Annotated in this window: 14 protein-coding genes and 1 pseudogene; 11 read left to right on the top strand and 4 right to left on the bottom strand. The window is 68.3% G+C overall.

The genetic code is table 11. The annotated features are described in order from the left end of the window. Window position 1 precedes the first annotated feature (1 nt). Window positions 2-430, bottom strand: coding sequence for a copper resistance protein NlpE (locus EL288_RS14620; RefSeq protein WP_003810435.1), 429 nt, complete (start codon window positions 428-430; stop codon window positions 2-4). Between the two features lie 226 nt (window positions 431-656). On the opposite strand from EL288_RS14620, the gene EL288_RS14615 reads away from it, so the two are divergent. From EL288_RS14615 to EL288_RS14590, 6 genes are all read left to right on the top strand, one after another. Then, entirely contained in the window at window positions 657-1,103 is a 447-nt protein-coding gene (locus tag EL288_RS14615) for a carboxymuconolactone decarboxylase family protein (RefSeq protein WP_033459528.1), read from the top strand. Further along, entirely contained in the window at window positions 1,096-2,001 is a 906-nt protein-coding gene (locus EL288_RS14610; RefSeq protein WP_003810439.1) for a sigma-70 family RNA polymerase sigma factor, read from the top strand. The genes EL288_RS14615 and EL288_RS14610 overlap by 8 nt, the downstream gene beginning before the upstream one ends. A 144-nt stretch (window positions 2,002-2,145) precedes the next feature. Further along, window positions 2,146-2,472, top strand: coding sequence for a hypothetical protein (locus EL288_RS14605; RefSeq protein ID WP_003810441.1), 327 nt, complete (start codon window positions 2,146-2,148; stop codon window positions 2,470-2,472). Window positions 2,473-2,496: 24 nt separating this feature from the next. Beyond that, complete coding sequence (locus tag EL288_RS14600) at window positions 2,497-2,715, top strand: DUF3820 family protein (protein ID WP_003810443.1); 219 nt, start codon at window positions 2,497-2,499, stop codon at window positions 2,713-2,715. A gap of 49 nt (window positions 2,716-2,764) precedes the next feature. Continuing rightward, a complete protein-coding gene (locus EL288_RS14595) occupies window positions 2,765-3,382 on the top strand; it encodes an NUDIX domain-containing protein (protein ID WP_003818582.1) in 618 nt (205 codons plus the stop codon). Next, on the top strand, window positions 3,379-3,720 hold the full coding sequence (locus tag EL288_RS14590) for a 2Fe-2S iron-sulfur cluster-binding protein (protein WP_003810446.1): 342 nt from the start codon (window positions 3,379-3,381) through the stop codon (window positions 3,718-3,720). The genes EL288_RS14595 and EL288_RS14590 overlap by 4 nt, the downstream gene beginning before the upstream one ends. A gap of 36 nt (window positions 3,721-3,756) precedes the next feature. Here the strand turns inward: EL288_RS14590 and EL288_RS14585 are convergent, their stop codons facing one another. Together EL288_RS14585 and btr are read right to left on the bottom strand one after the other, a co-directional pair. Beyond that, on the bottom strand, window positions 3,757-4,911 hold the full coding sequence (locus EL288_RS14585; protein WP_033447017.1) for a hypothetical protein: 1,155 nt from the start codon (window positions 4,909-4,911) through the stop codon (window positions 3,757-3,759). Beyond that, window positions 4,908-5,636: an oxygen-responsive transcriptional regulator Btr gene (gene btr, locus EL288_RS14580; protein WP_003810448.1), complete on the bottom strand. Its 729-nt coding sequence runs from the start codon at window positions 5,634-5,636 to the stop codon at window positions 4,908-4,910. The genes EL288_RS14585 and btr overlap by 4 nt, the downstream gene beginning before the upstream one ends. Before the next feature lie 322 nt (window positions 5,637-5,958). Between btr and clpB the strand changes: the two genes are divergently transcribed. The 4 genes and pseudogenes from clpB to tcfA (EL288_RS14560) all read left to right on the top strand — a co-directional run bounded on the left by clpB (window position 5,959) and on the right by tcfA (EL288_RS14560) (window position 14,995). Further along, entirely contained in the window at window positions 5,959-8,556 is a 2,598-nt protein-coding gene (gene clpB / locus EL288_RS14575; protein ID WP_003810451.1) for an ATP-dependent chaperone ClpB, read from the top strand. Window positions 8,557-8,872: 316 nt separating this feature from the next. Continuing rightward, window positions 8,873-10,714 carry an autotransporter BapB gene (bapB, locus tag EL288_RS14570; RefSeq protein WP_126621978.1) on the top strand — a complete coding sequence of 614 codons (1,842 nt, stop codon included), beginning with the start codon at window positions 8,873-8,875 and terminating at the stop codon, window positions 10,712-10,714. Window positions 10,715-11,079: 365 nt separating this feature from the next. Then, window positions 11,080-13,010, top strand: a pseudogene (gene tcfA, locus EL288_RS14565) (autotransporter TcfA). A gap of 410 nt (window positions 13,011-13,420) precedes the next feature. Further along, the gene (gene tcfA, locus EL288_RS14560) at window positions 13,421-14,995 is read left to right on the top strand and encodes an autotransporter TcfA (RefSeq protein ID WP_126621977.1); all 1,575 of its coding nucleotides are present in this window, start codon (window positions 13,421-13,423) and stop codon (window positions 14,993-14,995) included. 64 nt (window positions 14,996-15,059) lie between these two features. Here the strand turns inward: tcfA (EL288_RS14560) and EL288_RS14555 are convergent, their stop codons facing one another. After that, window positions 15,060-15,743, bottom strand: a complete 684-nt coding sequence (locus EL288_RS14555; RefSeq protein ID WP_003810455.1) for a TetR family transcriptional regulator — start codon at window positions 15,741-15,743, stop codon at window positions 15,060-15,062. A gap of 163 nt (window positions 15,744-15,906) precedes the next feature. Between EL288_RS14555 and EL288_RS14550 the strand changes: the two genes are divergently transcribed. Further along, a complete protein-coding gene (locus tag EL288_RS14550; protein WP_003810457.1) occupies window positions 15,907-17,115 on the top strand; it encodes a Tm-1-like ATP-binding domain-containing protein in 1,209 nt (402 codons plus the stop codon). Window position 17,116 lies beyond the last annotated feature (1 nt).

The raw sequence follows: 17,116 nt of genomic DNA, 5'->3' as shown, positions 1-17,116 counted from the left end.
GTCACTGGCTGCGCTTGAGCACGTAGTGCTCGGCCAACGGGCCGCTGGGCAGGGTGCCGTCTTGCGACATCATGGTCAGCCGGTTTTCGCCGACCTGGTAACGGTAGTGATCGCCGGCGCTGTCGAGCTCGATGGCGTTGTCGCCCGTCAGCCAGCCGAATCTGCCTTGCACCGTGTCCGGGCGGGGCTGGCGCTCCAGGTACTGGGTCTGCAACTGGTAGGTGTTGTCGGCGCGCAGGGTCAGCACCGTGCGGATGCCGGGGCAGTCGGCGCATGGCAGCACGCCCTGGTACGTGCCTTGCCAGTCCAGCGAATTGCGCGAGGTATGCGTATCGGGCGGCGGCGCGCCCTCGGGCATATCCGAGGGGGCGTTCGCGTTGCAGGCCGACAGCAGGGCGGCAAGCGCCAATACGGGTAGCAGGGTTTTCAAGATGCGCTCCTTTTTGCTGATCAACGCCAACCATAGCTGGCGTTGCGGTTGGCAGGGTAACCGGATATTGACTGCCCATGCCTCGCCGGCGCAATCAGCGGGCATCCACGCGGCAGGTTGAAATTTTTTGTTTCATCTTTGATGGCGCCGCCTGTCACGCGGGCCGGGGCCGCCTCGTCTTGTCTGCATGGTCCGCCATGGTGGGGGGCCGCCTCGGAGAAACCGCATGAAGCCCCGCATGAATCCCTACACCGTCGCCCCTCGGACCATGCAGGCGCTGATGGCCCTGCAGTCGTACGTCAACGATTGCGGCCTGGAGCACAGCCTGCTCGAACTGGTGAAGATGCGCGCCTCGCAGATCAATGGCTGCGCGTTCTGCCTGAACCTGCACTATACCGAGGCGCGCAGGCAGGGCGAGAGCGAGCTGCGCCTGCAATTGCTCAGTGCCTGGCGCGAATCGCCGCTGTATACGGCGCGCGAGCGCGCCGCGCTGGCCTGGACCGAAGCGCTCACGCTGCTGGCGCAGACCCGGGCGCCCGACGCGGACTATGCCGAGCTGGCGACCCACTTCGACGAACTGGAACGGGTTAACCTGACGATGGCCATCAATACCATCAACGCGTGGAACCGGATTGCAGTGGGGTTCCGCAGCCTGCATCCCGTCAATGAGTAAAACCGCCGCCATTACGATCGATACGCCGGGCGCGGACGATTTCGAGCCGCACCGGCGCCACCTGTACGGGCTGGCGTACCGGATGCTGGGCTCCTGGTCCGAGGCCGAGGACATCGTGCAGGAAACCTGGCTGCGCTGGCGCGAGATCGATCCGGCCACGCTGGACAATGCGCGCGCGTTTCTCTCGCGCATCGCGACCCGCCTGTGCCTGGATGTGCTCAAATCGGCGCGCGTGCGCCGCCAGGTCTATGTCGGCCCCTGGCTGCCCGAGCCCCTGCCGGACGCGCAGGCCTATGCCGGCGCGGCCCCGGGCGAGATCGCGCATGACGTGTCGGTGGCGCTGATGCTGGCGCTGGAACGGCTGTCCGCATCCGAGCGCGCCGCCTTCCTGCTGCACGATGTGTTCGATGTGCCGTTCGCCGAGATCGCCGGCACGCTGGGCCGCACCGAGGCAGGCTGCCGCCAGTTGGCCGCGCGCGCCCGCAACCGCGTGCGCGAGTCGCGGCCGCGCTTTGCCGTGGAAGAAAGCGAGGGTATCCGGCTGGCGCGCGCCTTCATCGACGCCGCGCAGCATGGCGACGTGGATGTCCTGCGCCAATTGCTGGCCGATGACGCGGTGCTGCACAGCGACGGCGGCGGCAAGAAACTGGCGTTCATGCGCCCCATCCTGGGCCGCGCCAATATCGTGCGCGCCTTCGCCGGCCTGGCGCGCAAGGGCCAGAGCGACCTGTCGTCGGTGCGCATCGTGCAGCTCAACGGCATGCCGGCCATCTACGGCATCGAGCGCGACGGGCTGCCGCGCACGATTTCGCTGGGCGTGTGCGGCGGGCGCATCGTCCGTGTCTACATCATGCGCAACCCCGACAAGCTGGCGCACCTGGCCCGATTCACCGGCTGATCCGCCGGGGCGGGCAGGCGTGCGCTCTTGTTGCCCTTGTTGCCGATTGGCACGCACGGGCGCGGCCGCGCCGGGCTACCATAGGCGCAGCCATCCGGCGGCCGCCATCGGCCGCCCGGCGCACCGTATCGTCACGAGGTAACCATGAAGACCACCCACCGCATTCTTGCCGCCGGCCTGCTGGCGGCCTTGTGCGCCGCCGCCTCGGCGGCCCAGGCGCAGGCCGTGCAGCAGCAATACCAGTATCCCAGCGCGCCGTCCAAGGATGGCAGCCAGTCCCCGCCCTCGACGTTGCGCATCACCGAGACGCCGGGCGCCGCGGCCGTTCCCATTCGCGACACCCCCGAGAGCGTGCGCGAGTACCAGCGTTGCCGCGAAGTCTCGGACCGCGCCGCCGTGTCCAACGAGCAGATGCGCGCCGGCGTGGCGCAATGCCTGAAAGAGCTGGAGGCGCGCCGCCAGGCGGGCTGAGACCGGGTACATCAGGCGGCGTCCATGAATCCACAATTGCTGGCGCTGCTGGTCGAGCGCGAAATGCCCTACGGCAAGTACAAGGGCCGCCTGATGGCCGACCTGCCGGGCCATTACCTGGCCTGGTTCGCGCGCAACGGTTTTCCGGCCGGCGAGATCGGCCGCCTGCTGGCGCTGATGCACGAGCTGGATCACAACGGCCTGCGCGACCTGCTCAAGCCCTTGCGCGGCGGGCGCGCCTGACCTTCTGCGCCGCGCCGGCGATGGTAAGCTGGCTCTTTTCCGCGCGGCCGTGTCGGCCGCCCGCATGCCCGCGAATGCCATGAGCGCCGATCCGTCCGATTCCTCCCATCTCGTCGAAACCCTGGTCAGCAGCGAAACGCTGTGCGATGGCGGGTTCCTCAAGGCGCGCCGCGACACCGTGCGCCTGCCCAGCGGCCGCACCGCCACGCGCGAATACATCGTGCATCCCGGCGCCGTGGTGGTGGTGCCGCTGCTCGATGACGGACGGGTGCTGCTCGAGCGGCAGTTCCGCTACCCCATCGGCCAGGTCATGACCGAGTTCCCGGCCGGCAAGCTGGATCCGGGCGAAGACCCGCTGGCTTGCGCCAGGCGCGAACTGCTCGAGGAAACCGGCTATACGGCCGGGCAGTGGGCCAGCGCCGGCGCGCTGCACCTGGCCATCGCGTACTCCACCGAAATCATCCACATTTTCTTCGCGCGCCAGCTGCGGGCCGGCACGCGCCAGCTGGACGAAGACGAATTCCTCGATGTGCACAGCGCGACCGTGCCCGAGCTGCTGCAAGCCTGCCGCGAAGGGCGCGTTACCGATGCCAAGACGCTGACCTGCGTGCTGTGGCTGCAGAATGTGCTGGCTGGCGACTGGCCGCTGGACTGGCAGCCCGCATGAATCCGGCGGGCCACGAGGTGGAGGTCCGCCCGCAGGGCTGGCGGTTCGACGCGCGTCCCGGCGAGTCCTTGCTGCGGGCTGCCGCGCGCGCCGGCATCCGGTTGCCCAGTTCCTGTCGCAACGGAACCTGTCGCACCTGTCTTTGCCGCCTGGTCGCGGGCGAAGTCGCCTATCTGGTCGAATGGCCGGGCGTCAGCGCCGACGAGAAGGCGCAGGGCTGGATCCTGCCTTGCGTGGCGCAGGCGCTTGGGCCGGTGGCCATCGAGGCGCCGCAGGCAACGCCCTTGCCGCCCAAGCCGCCGCCCTCTACGCTGTTGACAGGCGCCCGGCGGGCCTGAAGGGGCGGACAGCCCGGGCCGCCCCGGGGCCGCGCTTCAGCGCCGGGCGGGCAGGCAGGCCGGGCCGTCGGGCAGCGGCGCGGTGCGATCGCCCAGCAGCGCGCGCGCACCGCAGCTGGAGCTGAACATCTGCGCGGCGTCATGGCCGGCATCCACCACTTCCTGGGCGTCGTGGTGCCACGCCACCGACCTGGGCAGGCGCGGCGCCAGCACGCCGGCTTCGTAGCGCCAATACCCCAGCCCCCGCGCCAGCCGCGTGGCGCCTTGCGCCTCGGCGCCGCAGCTCTTGTCCAGCAGCTGATGCTCGGGGTTGTTGTCGGCCGATCCCAGCAGATAGGTGACGTGCCGCTGGGCATAGCGCGCCGGCAGGCTGGCCGGGTCCAGGCCGCGCGCATAGGCGGGCAGGTGATCCAGTCCGTACTTGTATTGGTTGTAGGTGGGGCAGATGCCGCGCTCGTAGGGGGCATGCCCCTTGCCGTCGGCGCGTGGGCGCTCGGGCGACAGGTACAGGTACGAGGACGGATTGGCGACCACGTATTGCAGCGTCAGGCCTTCGCGGCGCAGGGTCTCGTCCAGGCTGTTGAGCACCGCGTAGCGCTGCACCAGCTGGGCCCCGCCCGAATGGCCGGCCAGCACGATGGTGCGCAGGGCCGGCAGGCGGGACGAATCGCTCAGCTCGCGCAACAGGTCGTCGAGCACCTGCAGCGAGCTGACCGGCGCCGGACGCCCCCTGGCCTGCATGCTGAGCTCGCCGTCCTCCCAGGAGGCGCGGCGCCAGGCCGGCATGGCGGCAAAGCCCGCGTCGATGGCGCTGGCGAACTTGGGCGCGATGACCAGGGTGTCTTCGGCGCGCTCGGGATTGGCCGCGAACAGCGCCGTCACCGTGCCGTGGATGGAAGCCGCGTTGCGCTTGACCCCGTGCAGGACGATCACCAGGCGCCGGATGCCGCGCAGGTCGTCGCGCTCCAGGTTCTTGCTGCTGTAGAGGGGGAAGGCATAGCGGTGTCCGGGCGGGCCGATCTTCAGCGGCTTCCACTGCGGCGGCGCGGCGCGCGGCGCCACGATGGGATCACCGTAGGGGTCGGCCTCGGCGTCCTGCGCCCATGCGCCCCCGCACAGCAGTCCGGCGGCCAGCAGCGCGCCTATGCGGAAAAGGCCGGATACCATGGGCGCCCGCGGCGTGCCGGTCAACAGCTTTCTTGGCCGATCAACTGCTTCAGGCCGGGCAGGTCGATCAGGCGGACTTCGCGTTGATTGATGCGGATCAAGCCCTCGCGGCCGAAGCGCGAGAATAATCGGCTTACGGTCTCCAGCGTCAGGCCGAGGTAGTTGCCGATCTCCTCGCGGCTCATGCGCAGCACGAATTCGGTCGAGGAATAGCCGAGCGCCGCGTAGCGCTGCGACAGATTCAGCAGGAAGGCGGCCAGCCGCTGTTCCGAGCGCATCGCGCCCACCGTCGCCAGCATCTGGTGCGAGCGGGTGATCTCGCGGCTCATCAGGCGGCGGAATTGCTGCTGCAGCGATGGCAGCTGGGTCGAGACGCGGTCGATTTCCGGCAGGCGTATGACGCAGACCTCGGAGTCTTCAAGGGCGACGGCGCTCGAGACGTGCTTGCTCTCGATCATGCCGTCCAGGCCGACGATTTCGCCGGGCAGATGAAAACCGGTGATCTGCAGCTGCCCGCTGGAATCCTCGAGCTGCGTCTTGAGCGAGCCGAAACGCACGCCGTAGACGGCGTCCAGGGGATCGTCGAGTTCGTAGAGCGATTTGCCGCGCTCCACGCGCACGCGCTCCTTGACGAGTTCGTCCAGTTTCTCGACTTCGTTGGCAGGCATGCCCACGGGGACGCAGACGTGCCCCAGCATGCAGCTGGAACAGTGTGCCGCATCTGGTGAAAGGGGAACCCGTCTTTGCATGTGATACCTCTGGCAATGCGTAAGAGCCGGTGCGCCGCGAGCGCCCGGCACGCTAGGAATCGTTACATTGTAGACCGGACCGCGCGCGGCAGCTTGACGGAGTGGTTACAACATGGCGCGCCGCGGCCGGCCCGCCCGGCCGCATGGCGCGGCTTGGACGAATGCGTATATGCTGGCGGGACAAGGTGTTGTAACGAGCAAGTCGTCATAACGGCAACAGGAGCGGGCGCAAGGTCTTGAAATGGCCTGCATTGCCCGCATTTTCAGATCATCGGGCTGACCGCGACCCCGGTCGGGCTCTCTCATCTGCTAACCGTACATTATGCGATTCGACAAACTTACCACCAAGTTCCAGCAGGCCCTGGCGGACGCGCAAAGCCTGGCCGCCCGTAACGATCATCCCTATATCGAGCCCGTCCATGTGCTGGCGGCCCTGTTGGGCGACCCCGACAGCGGCGCGGCCAGCCTGCTGGCGCGCGCCGGCGTCGCCGTCAACCGCGTGCAGCCGGCCATCGACAGCGCCCTGAAGGGCCTGCCGCAGGTGCAGGGCGAGGACAACGTCCAGGTCGGGCGCGAGCTGCAAAGCGTGCTCGTGCGCACCGACAAGGAGGCCGCGCGGCGCGGCGACACCTACATCGCCAGCGAGCTGTTCCTGCTGGCGCTGGCCGACGACAAGGGCGACGCCGGCCGCATCCTGCGCGAGGCGGGCCTGCAGAAGAAGGCCCTGGAAGCGGCCATCGACGCCGTGCGCGGCGGCGAGAACGTCTCGGGCGCGGAAGGCGAGTCCAACCGCGAGGCGCTGTCCAAGTACACGCTGGACCTCACCGAGCGCGCCCGCCAGGGCAAGCTGGATCCGGTCATCGGCCGCGACGACGAAATCCGCCGCACCATACAGATCCTGCAGCGCCGCACCAAGAACAACCCCGTGCTGATCGGCGAACCCGGCGTCGGCAAGACCGCCATCGTCGAAGGGCTGGCGCAACGCATCGTCAACGACGAGGTGCCCGAGACGCTGCGCGGCAAGCGCGTGCTCTCGCTGGACCTGGCGGCGCTGCTTGCCGGCGCCAAGTTCCGTGGCGAGTTCGAGGAACGCCTGAAGGCCGTGCTCAAGGAGCTGGCCCAGGACGACGGCCAGAACATCGTCTTCATCGACGAACTGCACACCATGGTCGGGGCGGGCAAGGCCGAAGGGGCCATGGACGCCGGCAACATGCTCAAGCCGGCGCTGGCGCGCGGCGAGCTGCATTGCATCGGCGCCACCACGCTGGACGAATACCGCAAGTACATCGAAAAGGATGCCGCGCTCGAGCGCCGCTTCCAGAAGGTGCTGGTCGGCGAGCCCGACGTGGAATCCACCATCGCCATCCTGCGCGGGCTGCAGGAGCGCTACGAGCTGCACCACGGCGTCGAGATCACCGATCCGGCCATCGTGGCGGCGGCCGAGCTGTCGCACCGCTACATTACCGACCGGTTCCTGCCCGACAAGGCAATCGACCTGATCGACGAGGCCGGCGCGCGCATCCGCATGGAAATCGACTCCAAGCCCGAAGTGATGGACCGCCTGGACCGGCGCATCATCCAGCTCAAGATCGAACGCGAAGCCGTCAAGAAGGAAACCGACGACGCCTCCATGCGCCGCCTGGCCGTGATCGAGGAAGAGCTGGAGAAGCTGCAGCGCGAATACAACGACTACGAGGAAATCTGGAAAGCCGAGAAGGCCGCCGTGCAGGGCACGCAGGCCATCAAGGAAGAGATCGACCGCGTGCGCGCCGAGATGGCCGAACTGCAGCGCAAGGGCCAGTTCGACAAGCTGGCCGAGCTGCAATACGGCAAGCTGCCCGAGCTCGAGGCGCGCCTGAAGGCCGCCGACAGCGCCGAGCGCGAGGCCGGCGAATCCGACAGCGGCAAGCCGCGCCTGTTGCGCACCCAGGTGGGCGCCGAGGAAATCGCCGAGGTCGTCTCGCGCGCCACCGGCATCCCGGTGGCCAAGATGATGCAGGGCGAACGCGACAAGCTGCTGCGCATGGAAGATTTCCTGCACAAGCGCGTCGTGGGCCAGGACGAAGCCGTGCGGCTGGTTTCCGATGCCATCCGGCGTTCGCGCGCGGGCCTGGCGGATCCGTCGCGTCCGTATGGTTCGTTCCTGTTCCTCGGGCCCACCGGCGTGGGCAAGACGGAGCTGACCCGTGCCCTGGCGGATTTCCTGTTCGACTCCGAAGAGCACATGATCCGCATCGACATGAGCGAGTTCATGGAGAAGCATTCCGTGGCGCGCCTGATCGGCGCGCCGCCGGGATACGTGGGCTACGAAGAAGGGGGCTACCTGACCGAGGCGGTGCGCCGCAAGCCGTACAGCGTGATCCTGCTCGACGAGGTCGAAAAGGCGCATCCCGACGTGTTCAACGTGCTGCTGCAGGTGCTCGACGACGGCCGCCTGACCGACGGCCAGGGGCGCACGGTGGACTTCCGCAATACGGTCATCGTCATGACGTCCAACCTTGGGTCGCAGCATATACAAAGCATGGCGGGCAAGCCGTACGAGGTCATCAAGGAAGTCGTGTGGGACGAGCTCAAGCATACGTTCCGCCCCGAGTTCCTGAACCGTATCGATGAAGTCGTGGTCTTCCATGGCCTGGAAGCCCAGCACATCGAGTCCATCGCCCGGATCCAGCTCAAGCGGCTGGGCGAGCGTCTCGAGAAGCAGGAGATGCGCCTGGACGTGTCCGATGCGGCGCTGGCGGAAATCGCACGCTCGGGCTTCGACCCGGTGTTCGGCGCCCGGCCGCTCAAGCGGGCCATCCAGCAGCAGATCGAGAACCCGGTCGCCAAGCTGATTCTCGAAGGCGTGTTCGGACCGCGCGATGTGGTGCCGGTCGACTGGCAGGACGGCAAGTTCGTCTTCACGCGCACTTTGCAATAACGCCGCCGACAGGCGCCGCCACGCGCGGCGCCCTGCCTCTCAACCCCTGGATCCAATGGACCAGGGGTTTTTTCTGTTCGCTCGCATCGCGATTTCAGGGTGGCCTTGTGGTGGCTTCAGTGCGAAGAAAGGCCGATGCGACACCATTCGCGAACAACTTGCCTATGGCCGGATGGGCAATGCCGATAGGAGACTTGGTTGTGCGCTTGTGTATGGAAATGCTTAGTCGAGTGCTTCCATTTTCGCAAGTGTGCGGATCATTCTTGATAAACGGCATGCTCATTCATGTGGGTGTGCGTAAGACAAGTCTTAGCCTATGTTCATCCATCGAAAATCGCATCGCGTGCGCGTCGGCCGGCGCGTGCATCGCGCTCCGGCTTCCTGGCGCCATTGCTGGCGTTGGCGGCTCGCCGCGCTGGCGGGCTCGGGCGCGATATGCGCGGCGCCCGCCTGGGCCACTGGCGCGGGCCTGGACGACCTGCGCCAATGGTTGGCCCCGCCCAGCCGAAAGACGCCCGAGGTCTCGCCGCCGGGGAAGCAGGCAGCGGCCGCGGGCATGGCAGGCTTCGGCTCGCTGAGCGCCGGCGGCCTGAACCAATGGTTGGCGCCGTCGAGCAGGCCTGCCCCGGTCCGGCCCGGCAGCCCTTCCGGCTCGCCAGCGGCGCCCGTGAGCGGCGCATCGCCCGGCGCGCCTGCCATGCCGTCACCCGATGCCTTGCCGCACACGCCGCCTGCTTCAGGCGGCGATCGCGTGATCAGCGGGATCCTGCAGCAGGACCTCGGCAGTTGGCTGGCGCCGGATGCCGCAAAGCGCAGCCCCTCCGAGCCTGGCAAGGCGCCCGAAAAAATCGGGGTAATGCCGAACGAGGACCTCGGCAAGTGGCTGGTTCCGGGGGCGCAAAAGAACAATCCGCCCGAGCCTCGCAAGACGCTGGACGAAATCCGTGCGGGTCTCGAAAAATGGGTGGCGCCCGGGTCCAAGCCGCCCGTCGAACCGGATCCGGACAAGGCGACGCAGGAGTATCGCAAAGACCTCGATAAATGGCTGGCGCCTCCGGCCAAGTCCGGCCCGCCTTCAGCCCCGCCCGAAGCGCCGCCCGAAGCCCCGCCCGAAGCGCCGCCGCAAGCGCAACCTGAGGCGCCGCCTGTCGTGCCGCCGCCGGCCGAGCCGCCGGCAGCTCGACCGCCGGCCGTTCCACCTGCGCGGCCGGCCGGCGACGCGGTGTACCTGCCGGGCACGCGCACGCTGACGCCGACGGCCAACGCGGCGCTGGGCACGGCCAGCGCCGCGCAAGGTTTGTGGCAGGCCGAGATGAACGCGCTGGGCAAGCGCATGGGCGAGCTGCGCCTGACGCCCGCGGCGGGCGGGGTGTGGGGCCGGGTCTTCACGCAGCGGCAGAAGCTGGACAACGGGGTGGCGCGGGAGTTTCGCCAGACGGTGGGCGGCTTCGAGGTGGGCGCGGACACGGCGCTGGCGGCGCCCGACGGGCGCTGGCACATCGGCGCGGTGGCTGGCTACAGCCAGGGCAGTCTGAAGTTCCGGCACGGCGGCACGGGTGATGACGACAGCGTGCACGTAGGCGCCTACGCGACCTATATCGGAAACAGCGGTTTCTATCTGGACGGCATCGTGCGGGTGAGTCGGTTCTCGCACGAGTTCAAGGTGCACGACACGCAAGGCCGGCGCGTGCGCGGCCAGTACCGCGGCAATGGCGTGGGCGCGTCGTTGGAGCTGGGCAAGCGCTTCACGTGGCCCGGCGCCTGGTACGTGGAGCCGCAGCTGGAGATGGCCGCCTTCCACGCCCAAGGGGCCGACTACACCGCCAGCAACGGCCTGCGCATCAAGGACGACGGCACGAACTCCATGCTGGGCCGGGTGGGCCTGCATGTGGGGCGGCAGTTCGACCTGGGCGATGGCCGCGTGGTGCAGCCGTACGCGAAGCTGAGCTGGCTGCAGGAGTTCGACGGCAAGAATACGGTGCGCACCAACGGCGTGCGGCACAAGAGCCGTCTGGACGGCGGTCGCGCCGAGCTGGACCTGGGCGTGGCTGCGCAACTGGGCAAGCACGGCAGCCTGTACGGCTCGTACGAGTACGCCAAGGGCAGCCGCCAGACCATGCCGTGGACCTTCCACATCGGCTATCGCTACGCCTGGTAGCGGGCGCTTGCGCTGTGAGCCAGTCCCGCATGGGGACGGGCGCCTGCACGATTGCATGGTGTCTGCCCGTGCGTGTGCCTGTCCCCGCTGGGACAGGCACATTGCGCGTGTGTTTCGTGCGTGGATAGCGCTTATTTCCTTTGTATTGGTTCGCAGCTTCGTTTTGTAGGCATGGCGAGTGCAGCGGGAAATAAAGGGTGCGTCTGATGGTTGGGCGGTGGTGGTGTGTAGACACTCACGGGCAGCAATGGGAGGGCGGGTGCGTCATCCGCGACGTGCGGCGGTTCTCCACATTGATTCAGGCCGCTTCTTGCGCGTCGTGTCTTCCGGCAGCGGGAGCGTCAATCCCCTTGAGACCAGAACCTATGCACATTTACGGAAATATGAATCGAGCAACACCGTGCCGCGGTGCGGTGCGTGCCCTTGCGCTTGCCCTGCTGGGAGCGGGTATGTGGACACTTTCTCCTGCTTCGACATGGGCGCTGGAGCTCCCGCCGCCGCTGACGGACGACGAGCTGAAGCTGGTTCTGCCGACTGGCATGTCGCTGGATGACTTCAAGCGCAGCCTTCAGGAGTCCGCGCCGGGCGCGGTGGCAACGCCGCTGCCGTCTTCCCCTCCGGTTGCGAAGCCGGGCCCGGGCCTCGTTGCCGAGGCTCCGTCGGGGCCAGGCCGCAACGACAGCCCATCCCCTCCCGCCGTCGGCGTCGGTCCAGGCTTGGCGGATTCGGCTGCCGGACATAACCCTGGCGCGCGGGGGGGGGGGGCAATTCCGGGCATGAAAATGGATCGCATGACGTAGGAAAAGTGGATGGACCTGCGCCTGGGCCGGGTGGCCTGGGCCGCAGTGACGATAGCCCCGAAAGTCCGCCGAATCCGGGAGCTCACGGATCTTCGCCCGGCCCGGATGCCAGTACGGGCTCAGGTCCCGACGCCGGTATGGCGTCCGGAGCGGGATCGGCATCGCCCGGCGGATCGGATGGGGCGGGCAATGATGCGATGTCGCCCTCGACAGGCGAGATGTCGGACTCCGGTGTGTCCGATTCGGGGCGTGGTGGCGAATCGCCGGCCGGAGGCTTGAATCCGGGCGGCGCTGGCCAGCCTCCGCGGGAGGATGGCGCGCCGGGCTCCAAGTCTCCCGCGGACGGTGGTCAGGACGTGCCACCGCCGCCCCGGGACGGTGGCGCTGCGGATCCGCAACCTCCGCGCAACGATGGCGATGGGGAACAGCCGCCGCCCAAGGGCGACGGCAATGAGGGGCAGCGCCCGCCGCCTGCCGCCGGAAACGGTGGCAACGGGAATCCGCAGCTTCCCGAGCGCGGCGACGCGGGTCCGCGGCGGCCAGCAGGCGCCGATTCCGGCGTCTATCTGCCTGGTACGCATACCTTGAGCAATCCGGCCAACGCGGCGGTGGGCACGGCCAGCGCCGCGCAAGGTTTGTGGCAGGCCGAGATGAACGCGCTGGGCAAGCGCATGGGCGAGCTGCGCCTGACGCCCGCGGCGGGCGGGGTGTGGGGGCGGGCCTTCACGCAGCGCCAGAAGCTGGACAACGGGGTGGCGCGGGAGTTTCGCCAGACGGTGGGCGGCTTCGAGGTGGGCGCGGACACGGCGCTGGCGGCGGCCGACGGGCGCTGGCACATCGGCGCGGTGGCTGGCTACAGCCACGGCAAGCTGAAGTTCGGCCGCAGCGGCACGGGCGAGGGCGACAGCGTGCACGTGGGCGCTTACGCGACCTACATCGAGGATGGCGGGTTCTATATGGATGGCATCGTGCGGGTGGCGCGCTATGCGCACGAGTTCAAGGCGCCCGATGCCAAGGGCCGGCGCGTGCGGGGCAAGTACCGGGCCAATGGCGTGGGCGCGTCGCTGGAGCTGGGCAAGCGCTTCACGTGGGCCGGCGCCTGGTACGTGGAGCCGCAGCTGGAGATGGCGGTGTTCCATGCGCAAGGCGGCAGCTACCGCGCGGGGCAGGACTTGCGCGTCAAGGACAACGGCCTGACCTCGTTGCTGGGCCGGGTGGGCCTGCACGTGGGGCGGCAGTTCGATCTGGGCGACGGCCGCGTGGTGCAGCCGTACGCGAAGCTGAGCTGGCTGCAGGAGTTCGACGGCAAGAACACGGTGCGCACCAACGGCGTGCGGCACAAGAGCCGTCTGGACGGCGGTCGCGCCGAGCTGGACCTGGGCGTGGCTGCGCAACTGGGCAAGCACGGCAGCCTGTACGGCTCGTACGAGTACGCCAAGGGCAGCCGCCAGACCATGCCGTGGACCTTCCACATCGGCTACCGCTACACCTGGTAGCGGGCGCCTGCGCCGAGAGCCTTGTCCCCGGCATCTGCGGCAGGGTGTGCCTGTCCCCGCCGGGACAGGCACACCGCTCTACGCCATGAACGCTAGTCGGCCAAGACGGTATCTGTCCCGAGGCGGACAGGCTCACTGATCCTCTCCGCGCAGGTGCGTGTGCTCCGTGCGTGGAGAGTGCTTATTTCCGATTGATTGGTCAGCTGCTTGGTTGGCAATGAAGAAAATACAACAGGACAAAAAGGATTTGTCTGATGGTTGGGAGGTGGCGATGTGTAGACACTGACGGGCAATGGGAGGACGGATGCGTCATCCGCGACGTACGGCGGTTCTCCATATTGATTCAGGTCGCTTCTTATGCGTCGTGTTTTCCGTCAGCGGGAGCGCCACTCTCCTTGAGACCAAAACCTATGCACATTTACGGAAATATGAATCGGGCAACACCGTGTCGCGGTGCGGTGCGTGCCCTTGCGCTTGCCCTGCTGGGCGCGGGTATGTGGACACTTTCTCCTGCTTCGACATGGGCGCTGGAGCTCCCGCCGCCGCTGACGGACGAGGAACTCAGGCTGGTTCTGCCGACTGGCATGTCGCTGGATGACTTCAAGCGCGGTCTCGAACAGGCCGCGCCCGGTTCCGTCGCGACGCCAGCACCGCCGCTTCCCAAAGTCCCGGTGCCGGGTCCCGCTCCCGGTGCCTCGCCTGGGGCGGGCTCTTCACCGCCTGGTGGCAGTGATGTGCCCGGCGGCGCGTCATCGTCGCCGGGTGAAAAACCGCCGGCAGTTGCGGATCAAGGGAAGGGCCAGGGTAATGGGGCAGGCGGCGGCCAACCACCGCAGGCAGGCGCAGGCGGCGCCAATGGGCTGCCGCCCGGCGGGGCTGATCCCAAGCCACCCGCAGCGGCGGGCGGCGACGCGGGCCCGAAGCCTCCCGAGGGAGATGGCGGCGATGAAGGTCCGCAACGGCCGCAGGGCGGTGGCGAGCAAGGTGGCGGCGAGCAGGACGCGCCGGAGGTTCCTCCCGTCGCGCCGGCGCCGCCAGCGGACAACGGCGTCTATGAGCCGGGTACGCATACCTTGACCACGCCGGCCTCTGCGGCGGTGAGCCTGGCCAGCAGTTCGCATGGCGTCTGGCAGGCCGAGATGAACGCGCTGAGCAAGCGCATGGGCGAGTTGCGCCTGACGCCGGTTGCGGGCGGCGTATGGGGCCGCGCTTTTGGCCGGCGCCAGGATGTCGATAACCGCGTGGCGCGCGAGTTCCGCCAGACCATCAGCGGTTTCGAACTGGGCGCCGATACCGCCTTGCCGGTGGCCGACGGGCGCTGGCACGTGGGCGCGGTGGCTGGCTACACCAACGGCCGCATCAAGTTCGACCGGGGCGGCACGGGCGATGACGACAGCGTGCACGTGGGCGCTTACGCCACCTACATCGAGGACGGCGGTTTCTACATGGATGGCATCGTGCGGGTCAGCCGCATTCGCCACGCGTTCAAGGTGGACGACGCCAAGGGCCGGCGCGTGCGCGGCCAGTACCGCGGCAATGGCGTGGGCGCGTCGCTGGAACTGGGCAAGCGCTTCACGTGGCCCGGCGCCTGGTACGTGGAGCCGCAGCTGGAGGTGGCCGCCTTCCATGCGCAAGGGGCCGACTACACCGCCAGCAACGGCCTGCGCATCAAGGACGACGGCACGAACTCCATGCTGGGCCGCCTGGGCCTGCACGTGGGGCGGCAGTTCGACCTGGGCGATGGCCGCGTGGTGCAGCCCTACATGAAGCTGAGCTGGGTGCAGGAGTTCGACGGCAAGGGCACGGTGCGCACCAACGACATCCGGCACAAGGTGCGGCTCGATGGCGGGCGCGCCGAACTGGCCGTGGGGGTGGCCTCGCAGCTGGGCAAGCACGGCAGCCTGTTCGGCTCGTACGAGTACGCCAAGGGCAGCCGCCAGACCATGCCGTGGACCTTCCACATCGGCTATCGCTACGCCTGGTAGCGCATCGTATGGCGGGGGTGCCTGTCCCGGCGGGGCCGGCACCCTTGCCGCACCAGGGACAGACCTACGGCATTTGCTTGCGCTTGCCGCGCGGCTTGCCGGGGTCCGGCGTCAGGCCCGCTTCCTGCTGCGCCTGGCGGACGATGGCCTGTGCGGCCCATGTCACGACGTCCACGATGTCGTCCAGCTCCAGGTGCCAGATATCCTTGAGGATCAGGAAGACTTCCGTGCCATACAGCAAGGACAAGGCGCGCATGACGCGCTGATGCGCGGCAGGCTCGAGCTGGCTGGCCAGCGGGGCCGTGACATGCTTGAGGGTGTCGACGCGATGCCCGCGCACCAGGCGCGGCGTATCGGGGTTCTGTCCGGCGCTGGCTTCGGCGTACTGCTGCAAGGACACCATGATGGCCGCGCGCAGCGAGGCTTCATGCTGTTGCAGGCGCGGGTAGGCAAAGCGCAGCAGTTCGTCGATGCGTTCGGCCGTATCGTCCGATTGCGCCCGCCATTGCAGGATGGGGCCCAGGCTCTGGTCCACCACTGCGGCAATCAGCGCGCTCTGGCTGGGAAAATAACGGTAGGCGGTGGCGCGCGAGACCGCCGCGGCTTCCGCCAGTTCGGCCACCGAGGGGGTGATGCCCTGGGCCATCAAGCGCTGGGCGGTATCGAGCAAGGTCCTGCGCATGCGGGCCCGCGGACCGTGCGGCGGTTCGCCGCTGAGCGCGGCCTGTGGACTGGCCGGCGCGATCAACGGCGCTGATTCGGGTAACGTCTGCGTTGCGGCCGTGTCGGCCGCCCCAGCGGATTGACGTGAGACACTGGTCTCAATATGATTCTTTCGTCTCATTTTTCCTGGCGTACTGTCTGCCGGAGACACCGGGATCCATCAGTGTAGCTCGCCCAGCGGAGGAGCCATGCAAGAGATCGAACAGCGGATTTACCTCGCCGCCACCTACGACACCAAGGGCGAGGAGGCGGAGTATCTGCGGCAGCTGCTGCGCCGCGACGGCGTCATGGTGGTGACGGTCGACGTGGCGACCAGCGGCCAGGGATCGCCGGCCATGGTGTCGGCCCAGGAGGTGGCGGCCTGCCACCCGCAGGGCGCGCAGGCCGTTTTCACGGGCGAGCGGGGCAGCGCCATCGTCGCGATGGCGCTGGCTTTCGAACGCTATCTGGCGGGCCAGCGCGATGTCGGCGCGGTGCTGGGCATCGGCGGCTCGGGCGGTACGGCGCTGGTTACGCCGGCGATGCGCGCATTGCCGGTCGGCGTGCCCAAGCTGATGGTCTCGACCATGGCCTCGGGCAACGTGGCGCCTTATGTCGGGCCGTCCGACATCGCCATGATGTATTCGGTGACCGACGTGGCGGGCCTGAACCGCATTTCGCGGCGCGTGCTGGCCAATGCCGCGGGAGCGATCGCCGGCGCATTCCGCCAGGCGCGCCAGCCGATCGCCGACGATGGCCGGCCGGCCGTGGGCATCACCATGTTCGGGGTGACCACGCCCTGCGTGCAGCATGTGACGGCGGCGCTGCACGACCGCTACGATTGCCTGGTGTTCCACGCTACCGGCACGGGCGGCCAATCGATGGAAAAGCTGGCCGACAGCGGGCTGCTGGCCGGCGTGCTGGATCTCACCACGACCGAAGTCTGCGACTTTCTGTTCGGCGGCGTGCTGGCCTGCACCGACGACCGCTTCGGCGCCATTGCGCGCAGCGGCGTGCCTTACGTGGGATCGTGCGGCGCGCTGGATATGGTCAATTTCGGCGCGCTGGACACGGTGCCGGCGGCCTGCCGCGAGCGCCTGCTCTACCCGCACAATCCGCAGGTGACGCTGATGCGCACCACGGCGCAGGAAAACGCCCGGCAAGGCGCGTGGATCGCCGAGCGGCTGAACCGCTGCGAAGGCCAGGTGCGTTTCCTGATTCCGGAGGGCGGGGTGTCGGCGCTGGACGCGCCGGGGCAGGCGTTTTACGACGAGGCCGCCGACGCGGCGCTGTTCCAGGCGCTGTACGACCATGTGCGGCAGACCGACAGGCGCCGCCTGGTGCGCGTGCCTTGCCATATCAATGATCCGCTGTTCGCCCGCGCCGCGGTCGAGCAGTTTCACGAAATCAGCCAATGAG

The sequence above is a fragment of the Bordetella bronchiseptica genome, from assembly GCF_900636925.1.
In the GTDB taxonomy this organism is placed as follows: Bacteria; Pseudomonadota; Gammaproteobacteria; order Burkholderiales; family Burkholderiaceae_B; genus Bordetella; species Bordetella pertussis.
Note: the sequence above shows the minus strand (reverse complement) of the source record. Positions and strands in the feature narration are given on the sequence as shown.

What these genes read in the sequence shown, in the direction of transcription:
- bapB (WP_126621978.1), top strand. Translation starts at nt 8,873, where the DNA reads ATGTTCATCCATCGAAAATCGCATCGCGTGCGCGTCGGCCGGCGCGTG.
- EL288_RS14550 (WP_003810457.1), top strand. Translation starts at nt 15,907, where the DNA reads ATGCAAGAGATCGAACAGCGGATTTACCTCGCCGCCACCTACGACACC.
- EL288_RS14610 (WP_003810439.1), top strand. Translation starts at nt 1,096, where the DNA reads ATGAGTAAAACCGCCGCCATTACGATCGATACGCCGGGCGCGGACGAT.
- EL288_RS14615 (WP_033459528.1), top strand. Translation starts at nt 657, where the DNA reads ATGAAGCCCCGCATGAATCCCTACACCGTCGCCCCTCGGACCATGCAG.
- EL288_RS14605 (WP_003810441.1), top strand. Translation starts at nt 2,146, where the DNA reads ATGAAGACCACCCACCGCATTCTTGCCGCCGGCCTGCTGGCGGCCTTG.
- EL288_RS14590 (WP_003810446.1), top strand. Translation starts at nt 3,379, where the DNA reads ATGAATCCGGCGGGCCACGAGGTGGAGGTCCGCCCGCAGGGCTGGCGG.
- clpB (WP_003810451.1), top strand. Translation starts at nt 5,959, where the DNA reads ATGCGATTCGACAAACTTACCACCAAGTTCCAGCAGGCCCTGGCGGAC.
- btr (WP_003810448.1), bottom strand. Translation starts at nt 5,636, where the DNA reads ATGCAAAGACGGGTTCCCCTTTCACCAGATGCGGCACACTGTTCCAGC.
- EL288_RS14600 (WP_003810443.1), top strand. Translation starts at nt 2,497, where the DNA reads ATGAATCCACAATTGCTGGCGCTGCTGGTCGAGCGCGAAATGCCCTAC.
- tcfA (WP_126621977.1), top strand. Translation starts at nt 13,421, where the DNA reads ATGCACATTTACGGAAATATGAATCGGGCAACACCGTGTCGCGGTGCG.